The 20,838-nt window shown below is 63.6% G+C and carries 22 protein-coding genes; 12 read left to right on the top strand and 10 right to left on the bottom strand.

Annotated features, from left to right (window positions below; translation table 11 throughout):
- The first annotated feature begins 117 nt into the window (after positions 1 to 117).
- The 3 genes from rubA to CNQ84_RS10615 all read left to right on the top strand — a co-directional run bounded on the left by rubA (position 118) and on the right by CNQ84_RS10615 (position 1,942).
- Positions 118 to 285 carry a rubredoxin RubA gene (gene rubA / locus CNQ84_RS10625; RefSeq protein ID WP_083723909.1) on the top strand — a complete coding sequence of 56 codons (168 nt, stop codon included), beginning with the start codon at positions 118 to 120 and terminating at the stop codon, positions 283 to 285.
- Between the two features lie 42 nt (positions 286 to 327).
- On the top strand, positions 328 to 1,482 hold the full coding sequence (locus CNQ84_RS10620) for an NAD(P)/FAD-dependent oxidoreductase (protein ID WP_165771272.1): 1,155 nt from the start codon (positions 328 to 330) through the stop codon (positions 1,480 to 1,482).
- 187 nt (positions 1,483 to 1,669) lie between these two features.
- Positions 1,670 to 1,942 carry an HU family DNA-binding protein gene (locus tag CNQ84_RS10615; RefSeq protein ID WP_083723913.1) on the top strand — a complete coding sequence of 91 codons (273 nt, stop codon included), beginning with the start codon at positions 1,670 to 1,672 and terminating at the stop codon, positions 1,940 to 1,942.
- 36 nt (positions 1,943 to 1,978) lie between these two features.
- Here the strand turns inward: CNQ84_RS10615 and CNQ84_RS10610 are convergent, their stop codons facing one another.
- The 3 genes from CNQ84_RS10610 to CNQ84_RS10600 form a co-directional block, all read right to left on the bottom strand.
- A complete protein-coding gene (locus CNQ84_RS10610) occupies positions 1,979 to 3,385 on the bottom strand; it encodes an aminoacyl-tRNA deacylase and HDOD domain-containing protein (protein ID WP_096004855.1) in 1,407 nt (468 codons plus the stop codon).
- Between the two features lie 90 nt (positions 3,386 to 3,475).
- Positions 3,476 to 5,551, bottom strand: a complete 2,076-nt coding sequence (gene recG, locus CNQ84_RS10605) for an ATP-dependent DNA helicase RecG (protein ID WP_217350085.1) — start codon at positions 5,549 to 5,551, stop codon at positions 3,476 to 3,478.
- The gene (locus CNQ84_RS10600) at positions 5,548 to 6,462 is read right to left on the bottom strand and encodes a hydrogen peroxide-inducible genes activator (RefSeq protein ID WP_096005006.1); all 915 of its coding nucleotides are present in this window, start codon (positions 6,460 to 6,462) and stop codon (positions 5,548 to 5,550) included. The genes recG and CNQ84_RS10600 overlap by 4 nt, the downstream gene beginning before the upstream one ends.
- Before the next feature lie 214 nt (positions 6,463 to 6,676).
- Here CNQ84_RS10600 and CNQ84_RS10595 point away from each other — a divergent pair, with 214 nt between their 5' ends.
- Together CNQ84_RS10595 and CNQ84_RS10590 are read left to right on the top strand one after the other, a co-directional pair.
- Positions 6,677 to 7,516, top strand: a complete 840-nt coding sequence (locus CNQ84_RS10595; RefSeq protein ID WP_096004853.1) for an NAD-dependent epimerase/dehydratase family protein — start codon at positions 6,677 to 6,679, stop codon at positions 7,514 to 7,516.
- Positions 7,517 to 7,605: 89 nt separating this feature from the next.
- Entirely contained in the window at positions 7,606 to 8,028 is a 423-nt protein-coding gene (locus tag CNQ84_RS10590; protein ID WP_096004852.1) for an OsmC family protein, read from the top strand.
- Between the two features lie 168 nt (positions 8,029 to 8,196).
- On the opposite strand, the gene CNQ84_RS10585 is transcribed toward CNQ84_RS10590, so the two are convergent.
- The 4 genes from CNQ84_RS10585 to gmk all read right to left on the bottom strand — a co-directional run bounded on the left by CNQ84_RS10585 (position 8,197) and on the right by gmk (position 11,787).
- A complete protein-coding gene (locus CNQ84_RS10585) occupies positions 8,197 to 8,577 on the bottom strand; it encodes a RidA family protein (protein WP_096004851.1) in 381 nt (126 codons plus the stop codon).
- 17 nt (positions 8,578 to 8,594) lie between these two features.
- Entirely contained in the window at positions 8,595 to 10,742 is a 2,148-nt protein-coding gene (gene spoT / locus CNQ84_RS10580; protein WP_096004850.1) for a bifunctional GTP diphosphokinase/guanosine-3',5'-bis pyrophosphate 3'-pyrophosphohydrolase, read from the bottom strand.
- Positions 10,743 to 10,816: 74 nt separating this feature from the next.
- On the bottom strand, positions 10,817 to 11,080 hold the full coding sequence (gene rpoZ, locus CNQ84_RS10575) for a DNA-directed RNA polymerase subunit omega (protein ID WP_096004849.1): 264 nt from the start codon (positions 11,078 to 11,080) through the stop codon (positions 10,817 to 10,819).
- 83 nt (positions 11,081 to 11,163) lie between these two features.
- Entirely contained in the window at positions 11,164 to 11,787 is a 624-nt protein-coding gene (gene gmk, locus CNQ84_RS10570; RefSeq protein ID WP_096004848.1) for a guanylate kinase, read from the bottom strand.
- 106 nt (positions 11,788 to 11,893) lie between these two features.
- Here gmk and CNQ84_RS10565 point away from each other — a divergent pair, with 106 nt between their 5' ends.
- From CNQ84_RS10565 to CNQ84_RS10555, 3 genes are all read left to right on the top strand, one after another.
- The gene (locus CNQ84_RS10565; RefSeq protein WP_096004847.1) at positions 11,894 to 13,141 is read left to right on the top strand and encodes a DUF2254 domain-containing protein; all 1,248 of its coding nucleotides are present in this window, start codon (positions 11,894 to 11,896) and stop codon (positions 13,139 to 13,141) included.
- Between the two features lie 50 nt (positions 13,142 to 13,191).
- Positions 13,192 to 13,503 (top strand): EthD family reductase, encoded by a 312-nt coding sequence (locus tag CNQ84_RS10560; protein WP_165771271.1) that lies wholly within the window; start codon positions 13,192 to 13,194, stop codon positions 13,501 to 13,503.
- Between the two features lie 83 nt (positions 13,504 to 13,586).
- Entirely contained in the window at positions 13,587 to 14,330 is a 744-nt protein-coding gene (locus CNQ84_RS10555; protein WP_096004845.1) for a GntR family transcriptional regulator, read from the top strand.
- Between the two features lie 45 nt (positions 14,331 to 14,375).
- On the opposite strand, the gene CNQ84_RS10550 is transcribed toward CNQ84_RS10555, so the two are convergent.
- On the bottom strand, positions 14,376 to 15,734 hold the full coding sequence (locus CNQ84_RS10550) for an NCS1 family transporter (RefSeq protein WP_096004844.1): 1,359 nt from the start codon (positions 15,732 to 15,734) through the stop codon (positions 14,376 to 14,378).
- Positions 15,735 to 15,845: 111 nt separating this feature from the next.
- Complete coding sequence (locus CNQ84_RS10545; protein WP_096004843.1) at positions 15,846 to 16,589, bottom strand: aspartate/glutamate racemase family protein; 744 nt, start codon at positions 16,587 to 16,589, stop codon at positions 15,846 to 15,848.
- Positions 16,590 to 16,726: 137 nt separating this feature from the next.
- Here CNQ84_RS10545 and puuE point away from each other — a divergent pair, with 137 nt between their 5' ends.
- Genes puuE through CNQ84_RS10530 form a run of 3 tightly spaced genes read left to right on the top strand, consistent with a single transcriptional unit; the run spans position 16,727 to position 19,021 of the window.
- Complete coding sequence (gene puuE / locus CNQ84_RS10540) at positions 16,727 to 17,662, top strand: allantoinase PuuE (protein WP_096004842.1); 936 nt, start codon at positions 16,727 to 16,729, stop codon at positions 17,660 to 17,662.
- A 2-nt stretch (positions 17,663 to 17,664) separates the two neighbouring features.
- Positions 17,665 to 18,510, top strand: coding sequence for a bifunctional allantoicase/(S)-ureidoglycine aminohydrolase (locus tag CNQ84_RS10535; protein WP_096004841.1), 846 nt, complete (start codon positions 17,665 to 17,667; stop codon positions 18,508 to 18,510).
- 10 nt (positions 18,511 to 18,520) lie between these two features.
- Entirely contained in the window at positions 18,521 to 19,021 is a 501-nt protein-coding gene (locus CNQ84_RS10530; RefSeq protein WP_096004840.1) for an ureidoglycolate lyase, read from the top strand.
- Positions 19,022 to 19,065: 44 nt separating this feature from the next.
- Here the strand turns inward: CNQ84_RS10530 and CNQ84_RS10525 are convergent, their stop codons facing one another.
- Positions 19,066 to 19,932: a YicC/YloC family endoribonuclease gene (locus tag CNQ84_RS10525; RefSeq protein ID WP_096004839.1), complete on the bottom strand. Its 867-nt coding sequence runs from the start codon at positions 19,930 to 19,932 to the stop codon at positions 19,066 to 19,068.
- A gap of 159 nt (positions 19,933 to 20,091) precedes the next feature.
- Here CNQ84_RS10525 and rph point away from each other — a divergent pair, with 159 nt between their 5' ends.
- Positions 20,092 to 20,811 (top strand): ribonuclease PH, encoded by a 720-nt coding sequence (rph, locus tag CNQ84_RS10520; protein WP_096004838.1) that lies wholly within the window; start codon positions 20,092 to 20,094, stop codon positions 20,809 to 20,811.
- Positions 20,812 to 20,838: the final 27 nt, after the last annotated feature.

The following is a 20,838-nucleotide window of genomic DNA, read 5'->3' as shown; positions in this document are numbered from 1 at the left end:
GTTTGCGTCAGGCTGGCGTGCCGTTGCCAACAGGTGCCATTTTCAGGCCGCACTGCGCTATTGTCCTGTCTGAGCTGACCCCCAAAGAACAACATCCGAACACCGTGAGAAGCAAGTATGAAGAAGTGGCAATGTATCGTGTGTGGGTACATCTATGACGAAGCCGAGGGCTGGCCGGATGACGGTATTGCCCCGGGTACGCGCTGGGAAGATGTCCCGGCGGACTGGATGTGCCCCGATTGCGGCGTAGGCAAGGAAGATTTCGAGATGATCGAGATCGGCTGATTGTACCGCGTTGATTGATACCCCCTGCAGGAGACCCTACCCGTGGCAGACACCGCCCCGCTGGTTATTGTCGGAACCGGCCTGGCCGGCTACAACCTGGCCAAGGAATTTCGCAAGCTGGATAACCAGCGCCCGATGCTGCTGGTCAGTGCCGATGACGGCCGTTTCTATTCCAAGCCGCTGCTCTCGACCGGTTTTGCCAAGGGCAAGGAAGCCGATGAGCTGGCCATGCAGGACGCCAACGCGATGGCCGCCCAGCTCGGCGCTGAGGTGCTGACAGGCGTGTCTGTCAGCGCCATTGATCCTGCCGCGCGCACCCTGACTCTGGGCGATCGGCAGCAAGCCTACAGCGATCTGGTGCTGGCACTGGGCGCCGAGGTTCGGGCCTTGCCCTGGCGCGAGCAACTGGGTGAGCGCCTGCTGTCGATCAATGATCTGGCGGACTACGGGCTCTTCCGTGCGGCGCTGACCGGACGCAAGAAGGTGCTGATCATCGGCGCCGGGTTGATCGGCTGCGAGTTCGCCAACGATCTGAGCCTGGGCGGCTTTGAGGTGACCGTCGTGGCTACCGACCCCTGGGTGATGCCCCAGCTGTTGCCGGAACCGGTAGCAGCGGCGCTGCAGCGCCGCCTCGAAGCGCTGGGCGTGACCTTTCATCTGGGGTGTGGCATCCGTGAACTGGCCGCCAGCGAGAATGCTCTGCTGGCGCTGCTTGATGACGGCAGCGAAGTGCACGCCGATCAGGGCCTCTCTGCCATCGGCCTGGCACCGCGCACTGACCTGGCGGCTGCCGCCGGGCTCAGCGTTGGGCGCGGCGTGCGGGTAGATGCGCAACTGCGCAGCAGCGACCCGCACATTTATGCGCTGGGCGACTGCGCCGAGGTGGCGGGGCTGAACCTGATGTACGTGATGCCGCTGATGACGTCGGCCCGTGCGCTGGCCAAGACGCTGGCGGGTACGCCGACGGCGGTCAGCTATCCGGCGATGCCGATCATGGTGAAGACGCCTGCGTGTCCGCTGGTGGTTGCGCCGCCGCTTGCCGGTGTTAGCGGCGAGTGGCAGATCAGCGGCGAAGGGGAGGACCTGCGCGCGGTCTTTATCGATCAGACAGGGCAGCTGCAGGGCTTTGCTCTGACTGGCGCGGCGGTATCAGAAAAGGCGCTGCTGACCCGGGAGTTGCCGGCCTGGTTGTCCTGACGGGCCATTTGTCGGGAAATTGCGTGATAGGCTGCCGCTTCGGGGCTGAGACGGCTGGCGTATCTGGCTCAGTCGTGCCATGCTGGCCGGGCTTCGATGGAGCCTGTGGCATTGACGCAGATGCTCTGGCAAGCCCGCTGTGAGGACGCGGCGGTCAAAACAAAAACAACAGACAATGAGGCTTCATATGCGTAAACCAGATCTCGCGGCGGCGATCGCCGATAAGGCCGACCTGAGCAAGGATCAGGCGAACCGGGTACTCAACGCCGTGCTGGACGAAATCACCAAGGCCCTGAGCGAGAAAGACTCGGTTACCCTGGTTGGGTTCGGCACCTTCCTGCAGCGCCACCGTGGCGCCCGTACCGGCAAAAACCCCCAGACTGGCGCGCCGGTCAAGATCAAGGCCAGCAATACCGTTTCCTTCAAACCCGGCAAAAGCCTGCGCGACGCCGTCAACTGATTCTGCAGTCTGACAGGGGCTCGTCCGAGCCCCTGTTTATCTCTGCTCCTGGTACTTGTTGACCAGCGAGCGCAGCGCATCGCGCGCATCCAGTACCTTGTCTACCGCCGCATCGGCCTGCGCCCTGTCCAGCCCCAGCCGGGCGAGCAGTGTGTCGGGGATCGGCACGCGCGGGCCGCTGCCAATATCGTGCTGTCTGAGCAATGCCAGACTCAGGTAGATGAGGTTGGCATAGATGTGATCCTGACCCTGATACAGCGGGTTATGCTGCTGGCGCAGGGCGGTGCAGATCTCCTCCGGCATGTCCCAGTAGTGCATCAACCAGCTACCGACCTGATCACGGCTGACGCCGATCAGGTGCTGTTCGATCAGGTGCGGGGGGACGTGGGGGTTGGCTTCGATATGCCGACAGATCAGCTTGAAGTAGGGTGGGAAGATATAGGCCAGCACCAGATAGCCGAAGTTGTGCAGCAGGCCGCCCAGGTAGTTCAGGCCCAGTTCGGGACGGCGGTCGCGCGGCATTGCCTTGGCTAGCCCCTCGATCACCGCAGCCGTGTAGATGGCCTGCTCCCAGTAAGGCGTGCTGCGCTCCGGGGCGTCGCCCGGCAGGCGGAAGGTCTTGCCCAGGGCCAGGCCGACGGCCAGATTGATCACCAGATCAAAGCCCAGCACGCGGCCGATGGCGTCTTCCACCGAGCGAATCTTGCCGGGGGCGGCGTAGTAGGGGGAGGCGGCCCAGCTGACGACCTGCGCGGCCAGGCTGGGGTCGGTTTCGACCACGTCGGCCAGGTCGGCGATGTCGGCATCGGGATCTACCCGCAGTTTCATGATCTTCTGGGCAGATTCAGGCAGCGGCGGAATCTCGATGGTCTCCTCCAGCCGCTGTTTCATGCGCAGTGCGGTGAAGTTCTGCACGGCATCGCTCAGGTCCTGCCCGTCTTGCTCAATGCCGCTGGAAACCGCGCTCAAGCCGGCCAGGGGGACGGCAAAGCGCGCCAGACTGGCCTTGCCCATCAGGGTGCGGGCGCCATCCTGGCTGATGACCAGGCTCCAGCCGGTCAGGCCGCTGTCCAGACAGACTTCGCTCTGCTCCAGCAGGCTTTGTTCGCAGACGCAGGGGGAATTGAACAGGATCGGCAGACCGGGCAGCTGGTTCAGCTGGTGCTTGCTGAGGATGCGTTGCAGCTGCTGGTCGCGCACCGGCTCAAGTTCGCGCCCGAGCAATGCGCCCAGTACCTTCAGGTCCAGCAGGTGATTCTTGGGAATCAGTGTCAGTACCGTACCGACGGCATCACACACCAGACTGGCCTGAATCTGCTGGGCGGCTGGCCAGCTGTCGCTGGTCGGCCTGAGCTGGTAGGCGATGCCTTGCTGCTGCAACAGCTTTTCGATCAGATCGGGCAGGGTGGCGGCGTGCTGTTCTGGGGCCGTTTGGCTATTCATGAACTCTTCCTTGCGCTGACGGCGGTCTGCCTGTTTCAGCGTAGCAGTCTTGCATGTGAACTGGGCCTGACAGCGTGAGCATAGCGGCTGTCATACCTGGGCAAAATGCTGGCCTTGGGCTATCCAGCGGTCAAGTAACGGTTGTACATGGTCCGGGTACTGCTGGGCCAGTTGCTGGGCGGCCTGCTGTACATCGGGCAGCAGGTCGGCGTCGCGCACCAGGTCGGCCACGCGAAATTGCACCACGCCGGTCTGCCGAGTACCGAGCACCTCACCGGGGCCGCGCAGGGCCAGGTCCCTCTCGGCAATCACAAAGCCGTCTGTGCTCTCGCGCATGATGCCCAGGCGCTCGCGCCCCAAAGCGGACAGAGGTGCGTGATACAGCAACACACAGTGGCTGGCGGCGCTGCCACGGCCCACCCGGCCACGTAGCTGGTGCAGCTGGGCCAGGCCGAGGCGCTCGGGGTTCTCGATAATCATTAGACTGGCATTGGGTACATCGACGCCGACCTCGATGACCGTGGTGGCGACCAGCAAGTGCAGGTCGCCAGCCTTGAAGGCGGCCATGATCTCGGCTTTCTCTGCCGCTTTCATGCGGCCGTGGATCAGCCCGATGGACAGCCCCGGCAGGGCCTCGCACAGCGACTCCCAGGTGGCTTCGGCGGCCTGCGCCTGCAACTGCTCGGACTCCTCGATCAGGGTGCAGACCCAGTAGGCCTGTCGGCCCTCGGCGCAGCCGGCGCGCACCCGCTCGATGACCTCGGCGCGGCGACTGTCGGCAATCAGCACGGTATTGACCGGGGTGCGGCCTGGCGGCAACTCATCGAGTACCGACGTGTCCAGGTCGGCGTAGGCGCTCATTGCCAGGGTGCGTGGTATGGGGGTTGCCGTCATGATCAGCTGGTGTGGTGAGACGCCGCTGGTGGCGCCCTTGTCGCGCAGCGCCAGCCGTTGCTGCACGCCGAAGCGGTGCTGCTCGTCGATAATGGCCAGGCCCAGATTGCGAAACTGCACGTCGTCCTGGAACAGCGCATGGGTGCCGACAATCATGGCGGCTTCGCCACTGGCAATGAGCTGCAGCTGGTTGGCGCGTGCTTTGCCCTTGAGCTTGCCGGCGACCCAGGCCACCGACAGGCCCAGCGCACTGAACCAGCGCTGGAAGTTGTTGAAATGCTGCTCGGCAAGGATTTCGGTCGGCGCCATCAATGCTACCTGCCAGCCGGCCTCGATGGCCTGCAGCGCGGCCAGCGCGGCGACCACAGTCTTGCCGGCGCCGACATCGCCTTGCACCAGGCGCAGCATCGGGCGGGGCTGGGCCAGATCCAGCAGGATCTCGTCGGCCACCCGGCGCTGGGCGCCGGTCAGGGCAAAGCCCAGTTGCTGGATGAAGGCGTCGGCCAGTTCGCCGGCGGCGCGCATCGCAGGAGCTTTGTGTGCGCGCATCTGGGCGCGCAGGCGCAGCATGGCCAGCTGGTGCGCCATCAGCTCTTCAAAGGCCAGCCGGTGCTGGGCCCAATGGCGACCATCCTGCAGCGCTTCCAGATCGATATCCGGCGGTGGGCGGTGCAGTAGCTGTACGGCCTCTCGCAGCGGCGGTAGCCGATACGCGTCGGCCAGTGGCGCGGGCAGCCACTCGGTCAGGTGATTGCCCTGTGCCAGCCAGGCCAGGGAGCCGTCGGTCAGGCTGCGCAGACGCTGCTGGGACAAGCCTTCGGTGGCCGGGTAGATGGGCGTGAGCGTGTCGCTGACCGGTAACGCCTGGGCGGTATCGAGGTTGTGCAGTTCCGGGTGATAGATCTCCAGGCCCGACGCGCCGGGACGCACTTCACCGTAGCAGCGCCAGTGGCTGCCGCGGCTCAGGCTTGCCTTGAGCGCAGCGGAAAAGTAGTAAAAGCGCAGGCTCAGCGTGCCGCTGCCGTCCTGCAACCGGCACAGCAGGCTGCGCCGCCGGCCCATGACCACCTCGGCGGCCAGCACGGTGCCTTCCACCACGGCGTCCAGGCCCGGTTGCAGGGCACCGATGGGGGTCACCCGGGTGCGATCCTGATAGCGCAGCGGCAGGTGAAACAGCAGGTCCTGTACCGAACTCAGGCCCAGTCGGTCGAGCTTGTCGGCCAGCGCTGGCCCGATGCCCTTGAGAACGGTCAGCGGGGTGTATTCGCTCACTGGGGCGGCTGGCCTACCGAGCATAGACGGATTGAGTCGCTGAGCAGTTCGATGGCCTTGGGCCGCGGGAAGCTGGCACGCCAGGCAACGGCCACGGTGCGATAGGGCGCCGGCGTCTTGAAGGGCTTGGTGACCAGCAGGTCCGAGCTGTAGTAGCGGTCATCCGCGGCGGACATGGGCAGCACGGTCATGCCGATCCCTGAGGCGACCATATGGCGGATGGTCTCCAGCGAGCTGGATTCGACCGTGGTCTGCCGGTGTTGCTGATCGCCCTTTTGCAGCGTCGGGCAGGCTTCGAGCACCTGGTCGCGGAAGCAGTGCCCCTCGCCCAGCAGCAGCAGCTTGCTGTCATCCAGCTCGTCGAGGGTCACGGCGTCGCGTTTGGCCCAGGGGTGGCTGGCCGGCAGCAGCAGGCTGAAGGGTTCGTCGTAGAGCGTCTTGGTCAGTACGTCTGGCTCCTGGAACGGCAGCGCGATGATGATCGCGTCCAGCTCGCCGTTGCGCAGCTTGTCACGCAGCACGTGGGTAAGGTTCTCTTCGATATACAGCGGCATCTCCGGCGCGACCCGGTGCAGCTGCGGCACCAGATGCGGAAACAGGTACGGGCCAATGGTATAGATGGCGCCGACCTTCAGCGGTGCTGCCAGCTGGTTTTTGCCGGCGCTGGCCAGCTCGCGAATACCCAGGGCTTCTTCCAGCACCTTCTGCGCCTGGGCGACGATGCGCTCGCCGATTGGCGTAACACGCACCGCGCTCTTGCTGCGTTCAAAGATCATCACGCCGAGCTCTTCCTCCAGCTTCTTCACGCCGACACTGAGGGTCGGCTGTGAGACGTGGCAGCGCTCGGCCGCGTGGCCGAAGTGCTGTTCCTGGGCGAGAGTGACGATGTAGCGGAGTTCGGTCAGAGTCATCGGTGGAAATCTGCATTGGCGTGGAAACAGGCTCTAGCATAGCCCGTTGTCTAATAGAGTAAAACAATCGCTGGCGCCACAGGATAGACCTAATGGCGACACGCCTGGCGGCGTTGATCGAGCGAAGGGTGACGCCATGCTCATCTCAGTGCATCGCTGGCCTGTCGGCCTGTTAGAGTAGACGGCCAATGAACCGAGAGGAGGCGCGAGTGCCATGCCGAGTGTGATGATTGCCGGGTGCGGTGATGTGGGAAGCGAGCTGGGTCGGCGGCTGCTGGCGGAGGGCTGGCAGGTCTATGGCCTGCGCCGCGATACCGCCGCCTTGCCAGCGGGCATTGTGCCGGTGGCGGGTGACCTGTGCTCGCCGGAGCGCCCGGCAGACTGGCCAGCGCAGCTCGATTATCTGGTTTATTGCCCGGCGGCTGGCAAGCGCGATGCCGCTTTGTATCAGCGCCTCTATGTTCAGGGGTTGCAGCATGCGTTGAGCTGGCTGGGCGAGCGCAAGCGCCCGCTGCGTCATCTGTTGCAGGTCTCCAGCTCCGGCGTTTACGCGCAGCAGGACGGCGAATGGGTGACTGAAAACAGCCCGGCGCTGGCTGCCAGTGAGACCGGCAGCGCGCTGCTGGCGGCAGAGGATGTCGCGCTGCGCAGCGGCCATCCGGCGTCCGTAGTGCGCTTGGCAGGTATCTATGGGCCGGGCCGCAATCGGCTGATTGAGCAGGCCAGGGCGGGTATGAACGTGCCGGCCGAGCCGCCGCAGTACACCAACCGTATCCATCGCGATGATGCCGCGGGTCTGCTCGCGCACCTGCTGGCCCAGGCCGAGCAGCGTGAGTTGCTGGCGCCCTGCTATCTGGGGGTGGATGACGAGCCGTCCCCCTTGCATGAGGTGGTCGGCTGGCTGCAACAGCAGCTTGGTGTCAGCGCCCAGGCCGATGGCCCCGGCAGTACCCGGATGGGCAGCAAGCGCTGCAGCAATGCACTGGCGCGCGAGTCCGGCTGGGTGCCGCAGTATCCGAGCTACCGCGAGGGCTATGCGGCGTTGCTCGACTAGCGGCGTAAAAATTGAGGGGAATTATCTGCCTGCCGTGTGGGTCGCAAGGTGAGTAGCACAAACCTGTAACCGCACACGAGGAGGCGCAGATGAAAAAATCAGCATCCGCTCATTGGGAAGGTTCACTGAAGGAAGGCAAGGGCACTATCTCGACCGAAAGTGGCGCCCTCAAGGCCAACCCCTACGGGTTTAATACTCGCTTCGAGAACCAGCCCGGCACCAACCCCGAGGAATTGATTGGTGCCGCGCATGCCGGCTGCTTCTCGATGGCCTTTTCCATGCTGCTGGGCGAAGCTGGCTACACGCCTGACAGCATCGACACGCAGGCCGAGGTGACGCTGAGCAAGCAGGACGATGGGTTCGCAGTGACTGCTGTGGCACTGACCATGAATGCCGCCATCCCCGGTATTGACCAGAGCACCTTTGAAGAGATCGCCGACAAGGCGAAGAAGGGTTGCCCGATCTCCAAGCTGCTGAATGCTGATATCAGCCTCAAGGCTTCGCTCGGTTAGCCGAGCTAAGCCAGCGGCAAGCCACAAGCTTCAAGCCGCAAGAAAAAAACCGCGCGGTGTCTAATCGCGCGGTTTTTTATGGGCTGCTGGCGGCCCGGAAACCGTAAAACAGTTGACGGTGTGGTCGCCGAGCAGACACTGACCAAGCTTGCAGCTTGCAGCTGGGCTTCAGCCCACCACCATAATCCCGTCCATCTCGACCGGCACGCCCTTGGGCAGTGCGGCAACGCCGATGGCGGCGCGGGCCGGGTAGGGCTTCTCGAAGTAGCGCTCCATGATCTCGTTGACGGTGGCGAAGTTGCCCAGGTCGGTGAGGAAGATGTTCAGTTTGACGATGTCCTGCAGCTTGCCGCCAGCCGCTTCGGCAACCGCGCTCAGGTTGTCGAATACGCGGCAGACCTGCGCTTCAAAGCCTTCAACGACCTCCATGGTGGCCGGGTCCAGCGGGATCTGGCCGGAGAGGTAGACGGTGTTGCCAACCTTGATGGCCTGCGAGTAGGGGCCGATAGCGGAAGGCGCCTGATCGCTGGTGATAACTTGCTTGTTCATGTGTTCTCCGACGAAATTCAGTTCTTGAGACGGGTAATGCGCATCACGCCCTTGAGGTTGCGAATGCGCTTGATCAGTTGCGACAGGTGCAGGCGGTCGCGGACGCGTACCACCAGTTGTACTACGCTGACCCGGCCGTCGCGCTCATCGACGCTGATCTTGTCGATGCTGGCGTCGGCCACGGTAATGCCGGTGGCAAGCTGGGCGATGATGCCGCGCTGGTGCTCCAGCTCGACGCGCAGCTCGATGGTAAATTCGCCGCTGACATCCTTGTCCCAGGTCAGGTGCAGAGTCTTCTCGCTGTTGTGGCGCAGCTCGGCCAGATTGCGGCAGTTTTCCTGGTGAATGACCATACCCTTGCCCGATGACAGATAGCCGACAATCGGGTCGCCGGGGATCGGGTTGCAGCAGCGTGCAAAGCTGACCACCAGGCCTTCGGTGCCGCGGATGGCCAGCGGTTTTTCGCTGCTGTCTGCGGCGCTGGCCGGCTGATCGACTTTCTGCGGTTCGTCCTCGCTGGCGCCGTCGCCGCTGGCCAGCAGGCGGCGGGCGACCACGTAGGCCATGCGGTTGCCCAGGCCGATGTCGGCCAGCAGGTCTTCCATCAGCTCCATGCCGCAATCGTTCAGCACAGCCTGGATGCGGGCCTCGGGAATGGCGCTAAGCTGGGTATCAAAGCTGGCCAGCACTTTATCCAGCAGGCGCTCGCCGAGGGCAATCGACTCGGAGTGGCGCTGATGCTTGAGGAAGTGGCGGATGTTGCTGCGCGCCTTGCCGGTGATCACAAAGCTGAGCCAGGCCGGGTTGGGGCGGGCGCCTGGCGCGGTGATGATCTCGACGGTTTCGCCGCTTTCCAGTGGTTCGGACAGCGGCGCCAAGCGGCGGTTGACCCGGCAGGCGATGCAGCTGTTGCCGATGTCGGTGTGTACGGCGTAGGCGAAGTCGACCGGTGTGGAGCCCTTTGGCAGCTCCATGATGCGGCCTTTTGGGGTGAAGATGTAGACTTCGTCGGGGAACAGGTCAATCTTGACGTTCTCGATGAACTCCAGCGAGTTGCCGGCGTTCTGCTGCAGCTCCAGTACGCTTTTCAGCCATTGGCGGGTACGCGCATGGTTGCCGTTGATCACGTCGTCCTTGGACTTGTAGACCCAGTGCGCGGCAATGCCGTTGTTGGCCAGCTCTTCCATCTCGTCGGTACGGATCTGAATCTCGATCGGTACCCCGTGCATACCGAACAGCGTGGTGTGCAGGGATTGGTAGCCATTGGCCTTGGGGATCGCGATGTAGTCCTTGAAGCGGCCCGGGAAGGGCTTGTACAGGCTGTGCACGGCACCAAGCACGCGGTAGCAGGTGTCGGGCTTGTCGACGATGATGCGGAAGGCGTAGACGTCCATGATTTCATTGAACGACTTCTTCTTGCCGCGCATCTTCTGGTAGATGCCGTACAGGTGCTTCTCGCGGCCCATCACCTTGCCCTGCAGCCCTTCGCGCTCGAGGCAGGCCTGCAGCGATTCGAGAATGCGGTTGAGCAGCTCCTTGCGGTTGCCCCGGGCGTTACGCACGGCGCGGTCAATCAGCATCGAGCGCATCGGGTACATGGCCTTGAAGCCGAGATCTTCAAACTCGGTGCTCAGGCTGTGCATGCCCAGACGGTTGGCGATTGGCGCGTAGATCTCCAGGGTTTCCTTGGCGATGCGTCGGCGTTTTTCCGGCGCCAGTGCGCCGAGGGTGCGCATGTTGTGCAGGCGGTCGGCCAGCTTGACCAGAATCACGCGGATGTCGCGGGCCATCGCCAGCGCCATTTTCTGGAAGTTTTCGGCCTGCGCTTCGGCCTTGGTCTCGAAGGTCATCTGGGTCAGCTTGCTGACCCCGTCCACCAGCTCGGCGACGGTATCGCCGAACTGCTCGATCAGTGCGTCCTTCGGAATGCCGGTGTCTTCAATCACGTCATGCAGCATGGCGGCCATCAGGCTCTGATGGTCCATGTGCATGTCGGCAAGGATGTGGGCTACCGCAAGCGGGTGGGTAACGTAGGGCTCGCCGCTGCGGCGGGTCTGCCCGTCATGAGCCTGCTCGGCGTAGAAATAGGCGCGCCGGACCAGGTTGACCTGCTCCGGCTCAAGGTAGTTACCCAGGTTGTCGGCAAATACTTCTATCGCAGACATGCAGCTCTCCCGCACCCGCCAGCGCGAGTGGTGACCTCAGGGATGCCCGGCCTGCGCAACAGCAAACCTGTTTCTTACTCGGCCGGCTCGTCGGTCGCTTCCAGCGAGTACAGCGGCTCCTGCTGATCCTGCAGGGCTTCTTCAGCCATGATGGCGTTGGTGACCAGACCTTCGGCCACTTCGCGCAGTGCCACCACGGTCGGTTTGTCGTTTTCCCAGGCTACCTTGGCGTCTTTGCCACCGGTGGCCAGCTGACGGGCGCGCTTGGAGGCCAGCATGACCAGCTCAAAACGGTTTTCTACATTTTCCAGGCAGTCTTCAACGGTAACGCGAGCCATGGGGTACTCCGGAAAGGATAAACAATTGAACGCAAGGCGCCCCGAGCAGGGGCGCAGGACCTGACAGTCTACCGGGTGGTGCCTCAGTCTGACAAGAGCGCCTGCAGCAGCTCGGTGTGGCGTGCCTGTTGCGCGCCGGTTTGCAGACGGTAGCTGCGTACGATGGCGCGCAGGTCTTCCAGCGCGTGTTCGAAGGTATCGTTGATGACCAGGCTGTCAAACTCGACGTAGTGGCTCATCTCGGCCTCGGCCTCGGCCATGCGCTGGTCGATCACCTCGTCCTGGTCCTGGCCGCGCTGGGTCAGGCGCTGGCGCAGCGCTTCGCGGGACGGCGGCAGAATGAAGATCGAATGGGCCTGCGGCAGCTTGCGACGCACCTGCTGCGCGCCCTGCCAGTCGATTTCCAGAATCAGGTCGCGGCCTTCGGCCAGCGCCTGCTCGACCGCACTCTGGGAGGTGCCGTAGAGGTTACCGAAGACTTCGGCGTGTTCCAGAAAATCACCGGCCTCGACCAGCTTGAGGAAGGTCTCGCGGTCGGTGAAGTGGTAGTTCACGCCGTCCACCTCGCCCGGACGCATGGCGCGGGTGGTATGGGACACCGACACCTGCAGGTTGGGGGTCAGCTCGATCAGCGCCTTGACCAGGCTGGTTTTGCCCGCGCCGGAGGGGGCGGAGACGATATACAGGGTGCCGGTGGCGTGGCTCATCGAGGTGTTTCCTGCGGGTAAGGGTAAAGCGCGCCATTATAGGACGTCTGCCGTGTCGCGTCATGGGTGCGGTAAGCTGTGGGCTTCACCGGTATAGGGGTGTGGGATGATCTCGAAATGGCAATGGCTGCTGGCGCAGCTGACACGGACGCTGTGGATTCGCGCCACGCTCTACGTAGTGCTGGCGCTGGCGGCGGCGCTGCTGGCGGTGCTGATCGAGCGCCTGCTGCCCGGGCCGCTGCCGGTGGATATCGGCGCCGACGCGGTGGATCGCATTCTCGACATCCTCGCCTCCAGCATGCTGGCGGTCACCACCTTCTCGCTGAGTGTCATGGTGGCGGCTTACAGTACCGCGACCAGTAACGTGACGCCCCGCGCCACCCGACTGCTGATGCAGGACACCACCACGCAAAACGTGCTGGGTACCTTTATCGGTGCCTTTCTGTTCAGCCTGGTGGGGCTGGTGGCGCTGAGCACCGGGGCCTACGGCGAAAGCGGCCGAGTCGTGCTGTTTGCGATCACGCTGCTGGTCATCGCCTTGATTGTGGTGACCATTCTGCGCTGGATTGATCACCTGTCGCGCTTTGGCCGGGTGGGCGACACCACCGAGCGGGTCGAGCAGGTCACCACGCGAGCGCTGCGCGAGCGCATTGCCAACCCCTGCCTCGGTGCCCATTGCTGGGATGGGGAGGTGCCGGCCGGCTGCCGCCCGCTGTATCCGGATGACAGCTTTTATCTGCAGCATCTGGATGTGCTGACCCTCTCCGAGCTGGCTGAGGAACACCAGCTGGCGCTCTACGTACCGGTACAGCCCGGCGCCTTTGTGCATCCGGCCGAGCCGCTGCTGTGGGTGCACGGGCGACTGGATGAGGACCTGCAGTGCGCGCTGTGTGACTGCTTTACCCTCGACAGTCTGCGCTCCTTTGATCAGGACCCGCGTTTTGGCTGTTCGGTACTGTCGGAGATTGCCTCGCGGGCGTTGTCGCCGGCGGTCAACGACCCGGGTACCGCCATCGACATTCTGGGGCGCGGAGTACGCCTGTTTGCCCCCTGGGCGAAGGGGCCGTCGCCGCAGGAAGCCGAGGTGTCCTGTCAGGGGGTCTGGCTGACGCCGCTGGCGCTGGATGACCTGTTTGATGACCTGTTTGGCCCGATAGCGCGTGACGGCGCGGGGCGCATCGACGTGCAGTTGCGGCTGGTCAAGTCGCTGCAGGCGCTGGCCGCACAAGATGCCTGCTTTGCCGCGCCGGCGCGCCGTCTGGCGCGCGAGGCGCTGGCTCTGGGTGAGCAGGCGCTGGTGCTTGATGCGGACCGCCAGCGCCTGCGTGAGCGGGTAGAGACGCTGCTCGGCTGAGGCGTGCTATGGTGCTTGGCCAAGCACAACAACAACAGGAATTTGATGCCATGATTCGCGTGACTGTCAGCTATCCCGCCCAGGAAAACGCCCGCTTTGACCACAGCTACTACCAGCAGCACCACGCCCAGTTGATTCATCAGCAGCTTGACGCGCATGGTCTGCTGAAGCTTGAGATAGACCAGTGTCTGGCCGACGGTGCCGGCAAGGCGCCGCCGATCGTGGCCGCAGCCCACCTGTTCTTTGCTGATATGGCGCAGTTTCAGGCGGCGTTTGCGGCCGGCGGCAAGGCGCTCAATGAGGATATCGTCAACTACAGTGACATTGTGCCGGTCGTTACCATCAGCCAGGTGATCGCCTGATCGTCGGGGCGGCGGCAGCACTGGACGCCCCGAACCCGCTACAATAGCGTGCCTTACCCTTCACCAGACCGAGGAACTCCCCGATGACTGCCCGCCGGGTCGCGTCGGCGTTGCGCGCCGCAGCCACTGCCAGCCCTGTCTCCGACGCCGGAGCGCAGCGCCATGAGCGCATTTATCAGGCCATCAGCGCCGCCATTATCGAGCATCGCCTGCAACCGGGCGCGCGCTTGCGTGAGGATGCCCTGGCCGATGTGTTTGGGGTCAGTCGCACGGGCATTCGCAAGGTGTTGCAGCGGCTGGCAATGGACCAGTTGATCACCCTGACGCCCGGCAAGGGCGCCAGCGTTACCCGACCCTCGGCCGAGGAAGCGCGGGAGGTATTTGAGGCGCGACGGCTGGTTGAATGCGGGGCCATGTTGCCGCTGGCGCAGACCCTGGATGCCGCCGGGCTGACCCGGCTGCGGGCTCTGGCAGCGCAGGAGCAGCAGGCGTTGGAGGCTGGAGAACAGAGCGCAGCCATTCAGTGCTCCGCGCAGTTTCACGGCACGCTGGCGGCGTTGGCCGGCAATCAGACCCTGGCCACCTTTGTGGTCCAGCTGTGTTCGCGCTCGTCGCTGATCCTGGCGGTCTACGGCAACGCCGGCAATTTGGGCTGCGACTGCACGGACCACCAGCAACTACTGGAGCTGCTGGAGAAGGGCGATGGCAAGGCGGCGGCGGCCTTTATGGCAAAGCACCTGGAGGACATCGAAGCGTCGCTGTCGATCGGTGATGAGCCGCAGGCCGTGCCTGATCTGCAGGATGTGTTTGCCGGTTATCGCCGCTGAGTTAATCAGTGCTTCCTTAAATCAACCCAGCGGCGATACCAGGGCTCACTGTCTGAAGCGCGCGCAGGCGGGCCAGTACTGCATCAGCAGGTAGTAGCTCAGGCCTGCCGGGATCAGGCTGGCGTACCAGGAAATACTCGACAGGCTGAGCGCAGCCACCACACCGATCGCTGTGGCCACCAGCGCCGCGTAGTTGACGCCGCGATAGGGGCCTTCGGCATCGTACAGGTGCTGCAGGTTGAGGGTGCGCTTGCGAATCAGGTAGTAGTCCACCACCAGAATGGCAAAGATCGGCCCGAGAAACGCCGAGTAGGTCTGCACAAACACCTGCAGGCCCGCAGCCGAGTCCGCGCTGACCAGCTTCCAGGGGAAGGTCGCAAAGGCCAGCAGCCCGACGATCACCGTGGCCGGACGGAATTTCAACTTGAACACGTCCATCAGCACATAGGTCGGCGGCACCACGTTGTTCAGCACGTTGGTGGTGACCTGGGCAAAGGCGATGAACAGCAAGGTGCACATCAGCAGCGGGGTGTTGTCCACGGCGTTGGCGAACACCTCGATGGGGTCGGCAACACCGGTGGCCTCGGAGACCATGTAGCCGATCAGGCCCATGAACAGCGTGCACGGCAGAATCGACATCGAGTACAGCGTGGTCAGCAGGCCCGGGCTGGAGCCGTGTTCGTGCTCGCGCGAGTAGTCACTGACATTGAGGATCATGGTGCTGTAGATGCCGAGGAACAGCATGGTCGCGCTCCAGAACGGCAGCCCCCAGGAGCCTTGCATGGTCAGCAGGCTCATCGACAGCTCGTCACCGTAGCGCTGCACCGTGCTGTAGAACATGTATACCAGCGAGGCGAGGATAAAGGCGCTGCCGACGTTCTCCAGCCACTTGATGCCTTGGAAGCCCATCACCGACAGGCCAATCTGCAGAAACTGGAAGGCGATGAAGAAGAACACCAGATTGTCGAAGCCGAACAGCGTGGCCGAGACCATGTTCAGCGCGCCGGCACCGATCCAGCTCTGGAAGCCGTACCAGACGATCGCCGGCACGGCGCGAACCAGGCCTGGTAGCCGGGTGCCGGTAAAGCCGAAGGCGCTGCGCGCCTGCACCACGAAGGGAATGCCGTACTTGTAGCCGGCGGCGCCGTTGAGGACCAGGGCTACGCCAATGACGAAGCAGCCGATGGCGATGGCGACGGTCGCCTGGATCAGGTTGAGGGTGCCGACCACGCTGGAGCCCATGGTAAAGGTACCAATGGCGACACAGCCGCCAAACCAGGCCAGCAGGTAGGAAAAGCGGCCCATGATGCGGACCTGTTGAGGGGCCAGGGACTCTTCCCCTGCAGCCTTGCCGTCATGTGCCGGCAGTTCGCTGGCCGTTGCGCTGCTGATGTCAGTGCTCATACGGCCTCCAGTTGATGTGTGATGCGCATTATTGTCTCCCGCGATTCTGTGATCGATCGGTGGTTGTCATCCACATCCGGGGCCGCCCACGCCGGCCCCGGCGTGGTGTGCTCAGTCGGGCGTCAGGTTCGAATACTCGGCAAAACGTCCGGTGAAAGGTTTGGGCGGCGGAAAGTCCAGGTCGCCGTGCTTGCTGGTCTGCAGTCCTAGGCCAACCAGCGCCTCGGCCAGCTTGACCGCAGCCGTCACGCCCTCAACGATCGGCAGGCCGACGGCGGCGCTGATCTGCGGCGTGAGGTCGGCCATGCCGCCGCAGCCGAGCACAATCGCGCCGATGCCGTCTTCCTGTTTGGCCTTCAGACATTCCTCGATAATGCGTTCCAGCGCCAGATCCGGGTTGGCTTCCAGCTCCAGCACTGGAATGTCGGCGGCGCGTACGCGGCGGCAGCGGCTGGCCATGCCGTAGCTGTCGAGCAGATGCTCGGCAATAATAGTCGTGCGCGGCAGCGTGGTGACCACGGAAAAGCGCGTGCTGATCAGCGTTGCGGCGTGGAAGGCGGCTTCTGCAATGCCGATGACCGGCGCTCGGGTCAGCTCACGCGCGGCGTTCAGGCCGGGGTCGCCGAAGCAGGCGATGACGTAGGCGTCGACGCCATCGCGTTCGCCGGCGCGAATTTCATCGATCACGCCAAGTACGCTGACGGCTTCGTCAAAGTGGCTTTCGATGGACACGGGGCCGCTGCTCGGCTGGGTCGCGCTGATGCGTGTGCCGGGTGCTGCGACAGCTGTGGCGGCGGTGCCGATGGTATCGGTCATCGCCTGGGTGGTATTGGGGTTGATAACGCGTATATGCATGCTGGGAACCTATTTGTACACAACTAAACTGATTAATTGTATACAATCGTTGGCATCTACGACATCGAATCAGCGGCGGTTATGTCGATTAACAGCCGCCGCTGGTGTTTTTCTTTTAATTGCAGAGGTGATTTCTCATGGTTCAGAGCGCAGATTATCCCCGCGACCTGGTGGGCTACGGCCGCACCCCGCCGCACGCCAACTGGCCCGGTAAGGCGCGGATCGCCGTTCAGTTTGTGCTCAACTATGAAGAAGGCGGCGAGAACTGCGTGCTGCACGGGGATAGCCATTCCGAGCAGTTTCTCTCTGAAATCATCGGCGCTGCGGCCTTCGATGACCGTCATCTGAGCATGGAGTCGATCTACGAGTACGGCTCGCGTGCCGGTGTCTGGCGCATCCTTAACGAGTTCGAGCGCCGTGGTCTGCCGCTCACCGTGTTTGGCGTGGCCATGGCGCTGGAGCGTCACCCTGAGCTGGCGCAGGCGTTTGTCGAGCTGGGCCATGAAGTGGCCTGCCACGGCTGGCGCTGGATTCACTACCAGACCATCCCCGAGGCGGTGGAGCGCGAGCATCTGCAGCGCGCCATGGAGATCTTCCAGCGGCTGTATGGCGCCCAGCCCGAAGGCTGGTACACCGGCCGCGACAGCCCTAACACGCGGCGTCTGCTGCTCGATCAGGGTGGTTTTACCTACGACAGCGATTATTATGGCGATGACCTGCCGTTCTGGACCCGCGAGGCCGACAGCCAGGGCCAGTTGCACAACCATCTGATCGTCCCCTACACGCTGGATACCAACGACATGCGCTTTGCCGCGGCCCAGGGCTTCAACACCGGCGAGCATTTCTTCCAGTACCTGAAAGATGCCTTCGATGTGCTCTATGCCGAAGGTGAAGAGGCGCCGAAGATGCTGTCGATCGGTCTGCACTGCCGCCTGATTGGGCGACCAGGCCGTTTCCGGGCGCTGCAGCGCTTTCTGGACTACATCGAATCCCATGATCGGGTGTGGGTGACACGCCGTGTCGACATTGCCCACCACTGGGCAACCCACCACCCGGTTCAACATCAGGAGTAAGCATGGCCAAGCAATCGACCCCCCGCAGCTATTACGCGCCGACCGGCGGACATCCGCCGCAGACCCAGCTGACCACCGACCGCGCGGTCTTCACCGAGGCCTACGCGGTGATTCCCAAGGGCGTGATGCGCGACATCGTCACCAGCCACCTGCCGTTCTGGACCGGCACCCGTCTGTGGGTGTTGTCACGTCCGCTGAGCGGTTTCGCCGAGACCTTCTCGCAGTACATCATGGAGGTGCAGCCCGGCGGCGGCAGCGACAAGCCGGAAACCGACCCGACCGCCGAAGGCGTGCTGTTCATTGTTGAGGGCGGCCTGACGCTGACCCTGAACGGGACGGCTCACCAGATGGACGTGGGCGGTTACGCCTTCATCCCGCCGAACAGTGACTGGCAGGTACGCAACGACAGCGGTGCTGTGGTGCGCTTCCACTGGGTGCGCAAGGCCTACGAGAAAGTTGACGGCGTTGACGTGCCGGAAGCCTTCGTTACCAACGAAAACGACATTACGCCGCTGGAAATGCCTGGCACCGATGGCGCCTGGAGCACCACCCGCTTTGTCGACATGAGCGACATGCGCCACGACATGCACGTGAATATCGTCAACTTCCAGCCGGGCGGCGCGATTCCCTTCGCCGAGACCCACGTCATGGAGCACGGCCTCTATGTGCTGGAGGGCAAGGCGGTCTACCTGCTGAACAGGGACTGGGTCGAGGTGGAAGCCGGCGACTACATGTGGCTGCGTGCCTTCTGCCCGCAGGCCTGCTACGCCGGCGGCCCCGGCCCGTTCCGCTACCTGCTGTACAAGGACGTCAACCGCCATATGAAACTGCCGACCTTTGGCCGTTGAGGAGCAGGGGATGAGCACTGACGTATTGGAGCTGACGGCCCAACCCCTGACACCGGAGGCCTTCGCGGCCTTCGGTGAGGTAATCGACTCGCGCAGCTCCGAGTACTTCATGATCAACTCGGGCCGCACCCGTCGCCATCACGATCTGGCCAAGGTCGAGGTGGCCGGCGAGTCGCCACGAGTGCTGATCAGCATCTTCGTCAGCCAGCCGGTCACCGTGCCGTTGGAGCTGACTTTTCTCGAGCGGCATCCGCTCGGCAGTCAGGCCTTCATGCCGTTGCACGAGGAGCAGTTCCTGATCGTGGTGGCGCCGCCGGGCGATGCGATTGACCCCACAGAAGTCCGCGCCTTCATTACTGACGGCCGCCAGGGCGTCAACTACCGTATCGGTACCTGGCATGCGATTCAGTCGGTACTGGAGCGCGAAGGGGAGTTTCTGGTGGTCGATCGCGGCGGTGCCGGGCACAACTGTGATGAGTATCCGATCGCCATCCGGGTTTCCTTGGAGTAACCCTGCGCAAAGGTGATGCCGTTCCGCAACGGAGCGGTATCGGCTTACTCGATATTCTGAATCTGCTCGCGCATCTGCTCGATAAACACCTTCAAGTCTACTGCTGCCTGGGTACTGCGGGTATCGATGGCCTTGGAGCCGAGGGTGTTGGCTTCGCGGTTGAATTCCTGCATGAGGAAGTCCAGGCGGCGGCCGATGGCGTCTTTGCTGTCCAGTACGCGGCGGGTTTCGGCGACATGGGTATCGAGGCGGTCGAGCTCTTCGGCGACGTCGATCTTCTGCGCCAGCAGCACGATTTCCTGCTCGACGCGGGTGCTGTCCAGCTCCAGTTTGGCGTCGTTGAAGCGGTCGATCAGCTTCTGCCGGTGGGCGGTCAGCAGGGTCGGCATCATGTCACGGATCACCGCAGTGCGCTCGCTGATGCTGCTCAGGCGGTCCTCGATCAGTTGCTTCAGCTCGGCGCCTTCGCGGGCGCGGTGCTCCTTCAGCTCCTTGAGCGCGTGGTCGAACAGCGTCCGGGCCTGTTTGACCAAGTCGCCCTGATCCGCCTTCTCGCCAATCACCACGCCAGGCCAGGCCAGCAGCTCCAGCGGGTTGACCGGGCCGGCGTTCTGCAAGCGAGCGCCGAGTTGCTCGGTGGTGCGGATCAACTGGTCCAGCAGCGGCTGGTTCAGGCTGAGTTCGCTGGACTGCTGCTCGGCCGGGTTAAAGCGCAGAGTGCACTCGACCTTGCCGCGGGCCACCTGCTTGCGTAGCAGCTCGCGCAATGGGCCTTCCAGCTCGCGGAAAGCTTCGGGCAGGCGCAGGGTGACTTCCAGATAGCGATGATTGACCGAGCGCAGCTCCCAAGCCAGGTTGCCCTGATCGGTGCTGAGTTCACTGCGCGCAAAGGCGGTCATGCTATTGGCCATGGTGTCTTGCTTCCCTGTCGGTGGTCGATGGTTCGGCAGGCATTGTAACCTCGGCAGCGTGCGCCTGGGTAATCTCTGGCGCGCGGCTGAGACAGCGGTGGCAGACGTTGGCCTGCTATACTCCGCGCACTTCCTCCCCGCTGTACAAGGACCCAGATGATGAAACGCCCCAGCGAACGCGCCCCTGACCAGATGCGCCAGGTCAGCATGACCCGCCACTACACCAAGCATGCCGAGGGCTCGGTGCTGGTTGAATTCGGTGATACCAAGGTGATCTGCACCGTCAGTGTCGAGGCCGGTGTACCGCGCTTTCTGCGTGGCAGCGGCCAGGGCTGGATCACCGCCGAGTACGGCATGTTGCCGCGCTCGACCGGCTCGCGCATGCAGCGTGAGTCCAGCCGTGGCAAGCAGGGTGGTCGTACCCTGGAGATTCAGCGCCTGATCGGCCGCTCGTTGCGCGCGGCGGTTGACCTGAAGACGCTGGGTGAAAACACCCTGTATATCGACTGTGACGTCATTCAGGCCGATGGCGGCACCCGCACCGCCTCCATCACCGGCGCTTGTGTCGCGCTGGTCGACGCTCTGCGTGCCATGAAGCAGCGCGGTGCGCTGAAAAAGGTGCCCGAGGTGCAGATGATTGCGGCCATCTCGGTGGGTATCTATAAAGGCGTGCCCGTGCTGGATCTGGACTACCCTGAGGATTCGTCCGCCGATACCGACCTGAACGTCGTCATGACTGACAAGGGCGGCTTTATCGAGGTACAGGGCACGGCCGAGGCGGCGCCGTTCAGCGCCGACGACCTGAACGCCATGCTCGCGCTGGCACGTCAGGGCTGTGAGCAGCTGTTCAGCCTGCAGCAGGCGGCCTTGGCAGACTGAGATCGCGTCGGTAGGCAGTAACGCACA

Source organism: Pseudomonas abyssi (genome assembly GCF_002307495.1).
In the GTDB taxonomy this organism is placed as follows: domain Bacteria; phylum Pseudomonadota; class Gammaproteobacteria; order Pseudomonadales; family Pseudomonadaceae; genus Halopseudomonas; species Halopseudomonas abyssi.
Note: the sequence above shows the minus strand (reverse complement) of the source record. Positions and strands in the feature narration are given on the sequence as shown.

Bases quoted from the DNA above. Each gene is read 5' to 3' on its own strand.
- rubA (WP_083723909.1), top strand. From the start codon at position 118: ATGAAGAAGTGGCAATGTATCGTGTGTGGGTACATCTATGACGAAGCC.
- CNQ84_RS10615 (WP_083723913.1), top strand. From the start codon at position 1,670: ATGCGTAAACCAGATCTCGCGGCGGCGATCGCCGATAAGGCCGACCTG.
- CNQ84_RS10610 (WP_096004855.1), bottom strand. From the start codon at position 3,385: ATGAATAGCCAAACGGCCCCAGAACAGCACGCCGCCACCCTGCCCGAT.
- CNQ84_RS10600 (WP_096005006.1), bottom strand. From the start codon at position 6,462: ATGACTCTGACCGAACTCCGCTACATCGTCACTCTCGCCCAGGAACAG.
- CNQ84_RS10595 (WP_096004853.1), top strand. From the start codon at position 6,677: ATGCCGAGTGTGATGATTGCCGGGTGCGGTGATGTGGGAAGCGAGCTG.
- CNQ84_RS10590 (WP_096004852.1), top strand. From the start codon at position 7,606: ATGAAAAAATCAGCATCCGCTCATTGGGAAGGTTCACTGAAGGAAGGC.
- CNQ84_RS10585 (WP_096004851.1), bottom strand. From the start codon at position 8,577: ATGAACAAGCAAGTTATCACCAGCGATCAGGCGCCTTCCGCTATCGGC.
- spoT (WP_096004850.1), bottom strand. From the start codon at position 10,742: ATGTCTGCGATAGAAGTATTTGCCGACAACCTGGGTAACTACCTTGAG.
- rpoZ (WP_096004849.1), bottom strand. From the start codon at position 11,080: ATGGCTCGCGTTACCGTTGAAGACTGCCTGGAAAATGTAGAAAACCGT.
- gmk (WP_096004848.1), bottom strand. From the start codon at position 11,787: ATGAGCCACGCCACCGGCACCCTGTATATCGTCTCCGCCCCCTCCGGC.
- CNQ84_RS10565 (WP_096004847.1), top strand. From the start codon at position 11,894: ATGATCTCGAAATGGCAATGGCTGCTGGCGCAGCTGACACGGACGCTG.
- CNQ84_RS10560 (WP_165771271.1), top strand. From the start codon at position 13,192: ATGATTCGCGTGACTGTCAGCTATCCCGCCCAGGAAAACGCCCGCTTT.
- CNQ84_RS10555 (WP_096004845.1), top strand. From the start codon at position 13,587: ATGACTGCCCGCCGGGTCGCGTCGGCGTTGCGCGCCGCAGCCACTGCC.
- CNQ84_RS10550 (WP_096004844.1), bottom strand. From the start codon at position 15,734: ATGAGCACTGACATCAGCAGCGCAACGGCCAGCGAACTGCCGGCACAT.
- CNQ84_RS10545 (WP_096004843.1), bottom strand. From the start codon at position 16,589: ATGCATATACGCGTTATCAACCCCAATACCACCCAGGCGATGACCGAT.
- puuE (WP_096004842.1), top strand. From the start codon at position 16,727: ATGGTTCAGAGCGCAGATTATCCCCGCGACCTGGTGGGCTACGGCCGC.
- CNQ84_RS10535 (WP_096004841.1), top strand. From the start codon at position 17,665: ATGGCCAAGCAATCGACCCCCCGCAGCTATTACGCGCCGACCGGCGGA.
- CNQ84_RS10530 (WP_096004840.1), top strand. From the start codon at position 18,521: ATGAGCACTGACGTATTGGAGCTGACGGCCCAACCCCTGACACCGGAG.
- CNQ84_RS10525 (WP_096004839.1), bottom strand. From the start codon at position 19,932: ATGGCCAATAGCATGACCGCCTTTGCGCGCAGTGAACTCAGCACCGAT.
- rph (WP_096004838.1), top strand. From the start codon at position 20,092: ATGAAACGCCCCAGCGAACGCGCCCCTGACCAGATGCGCCAGGTCAGC.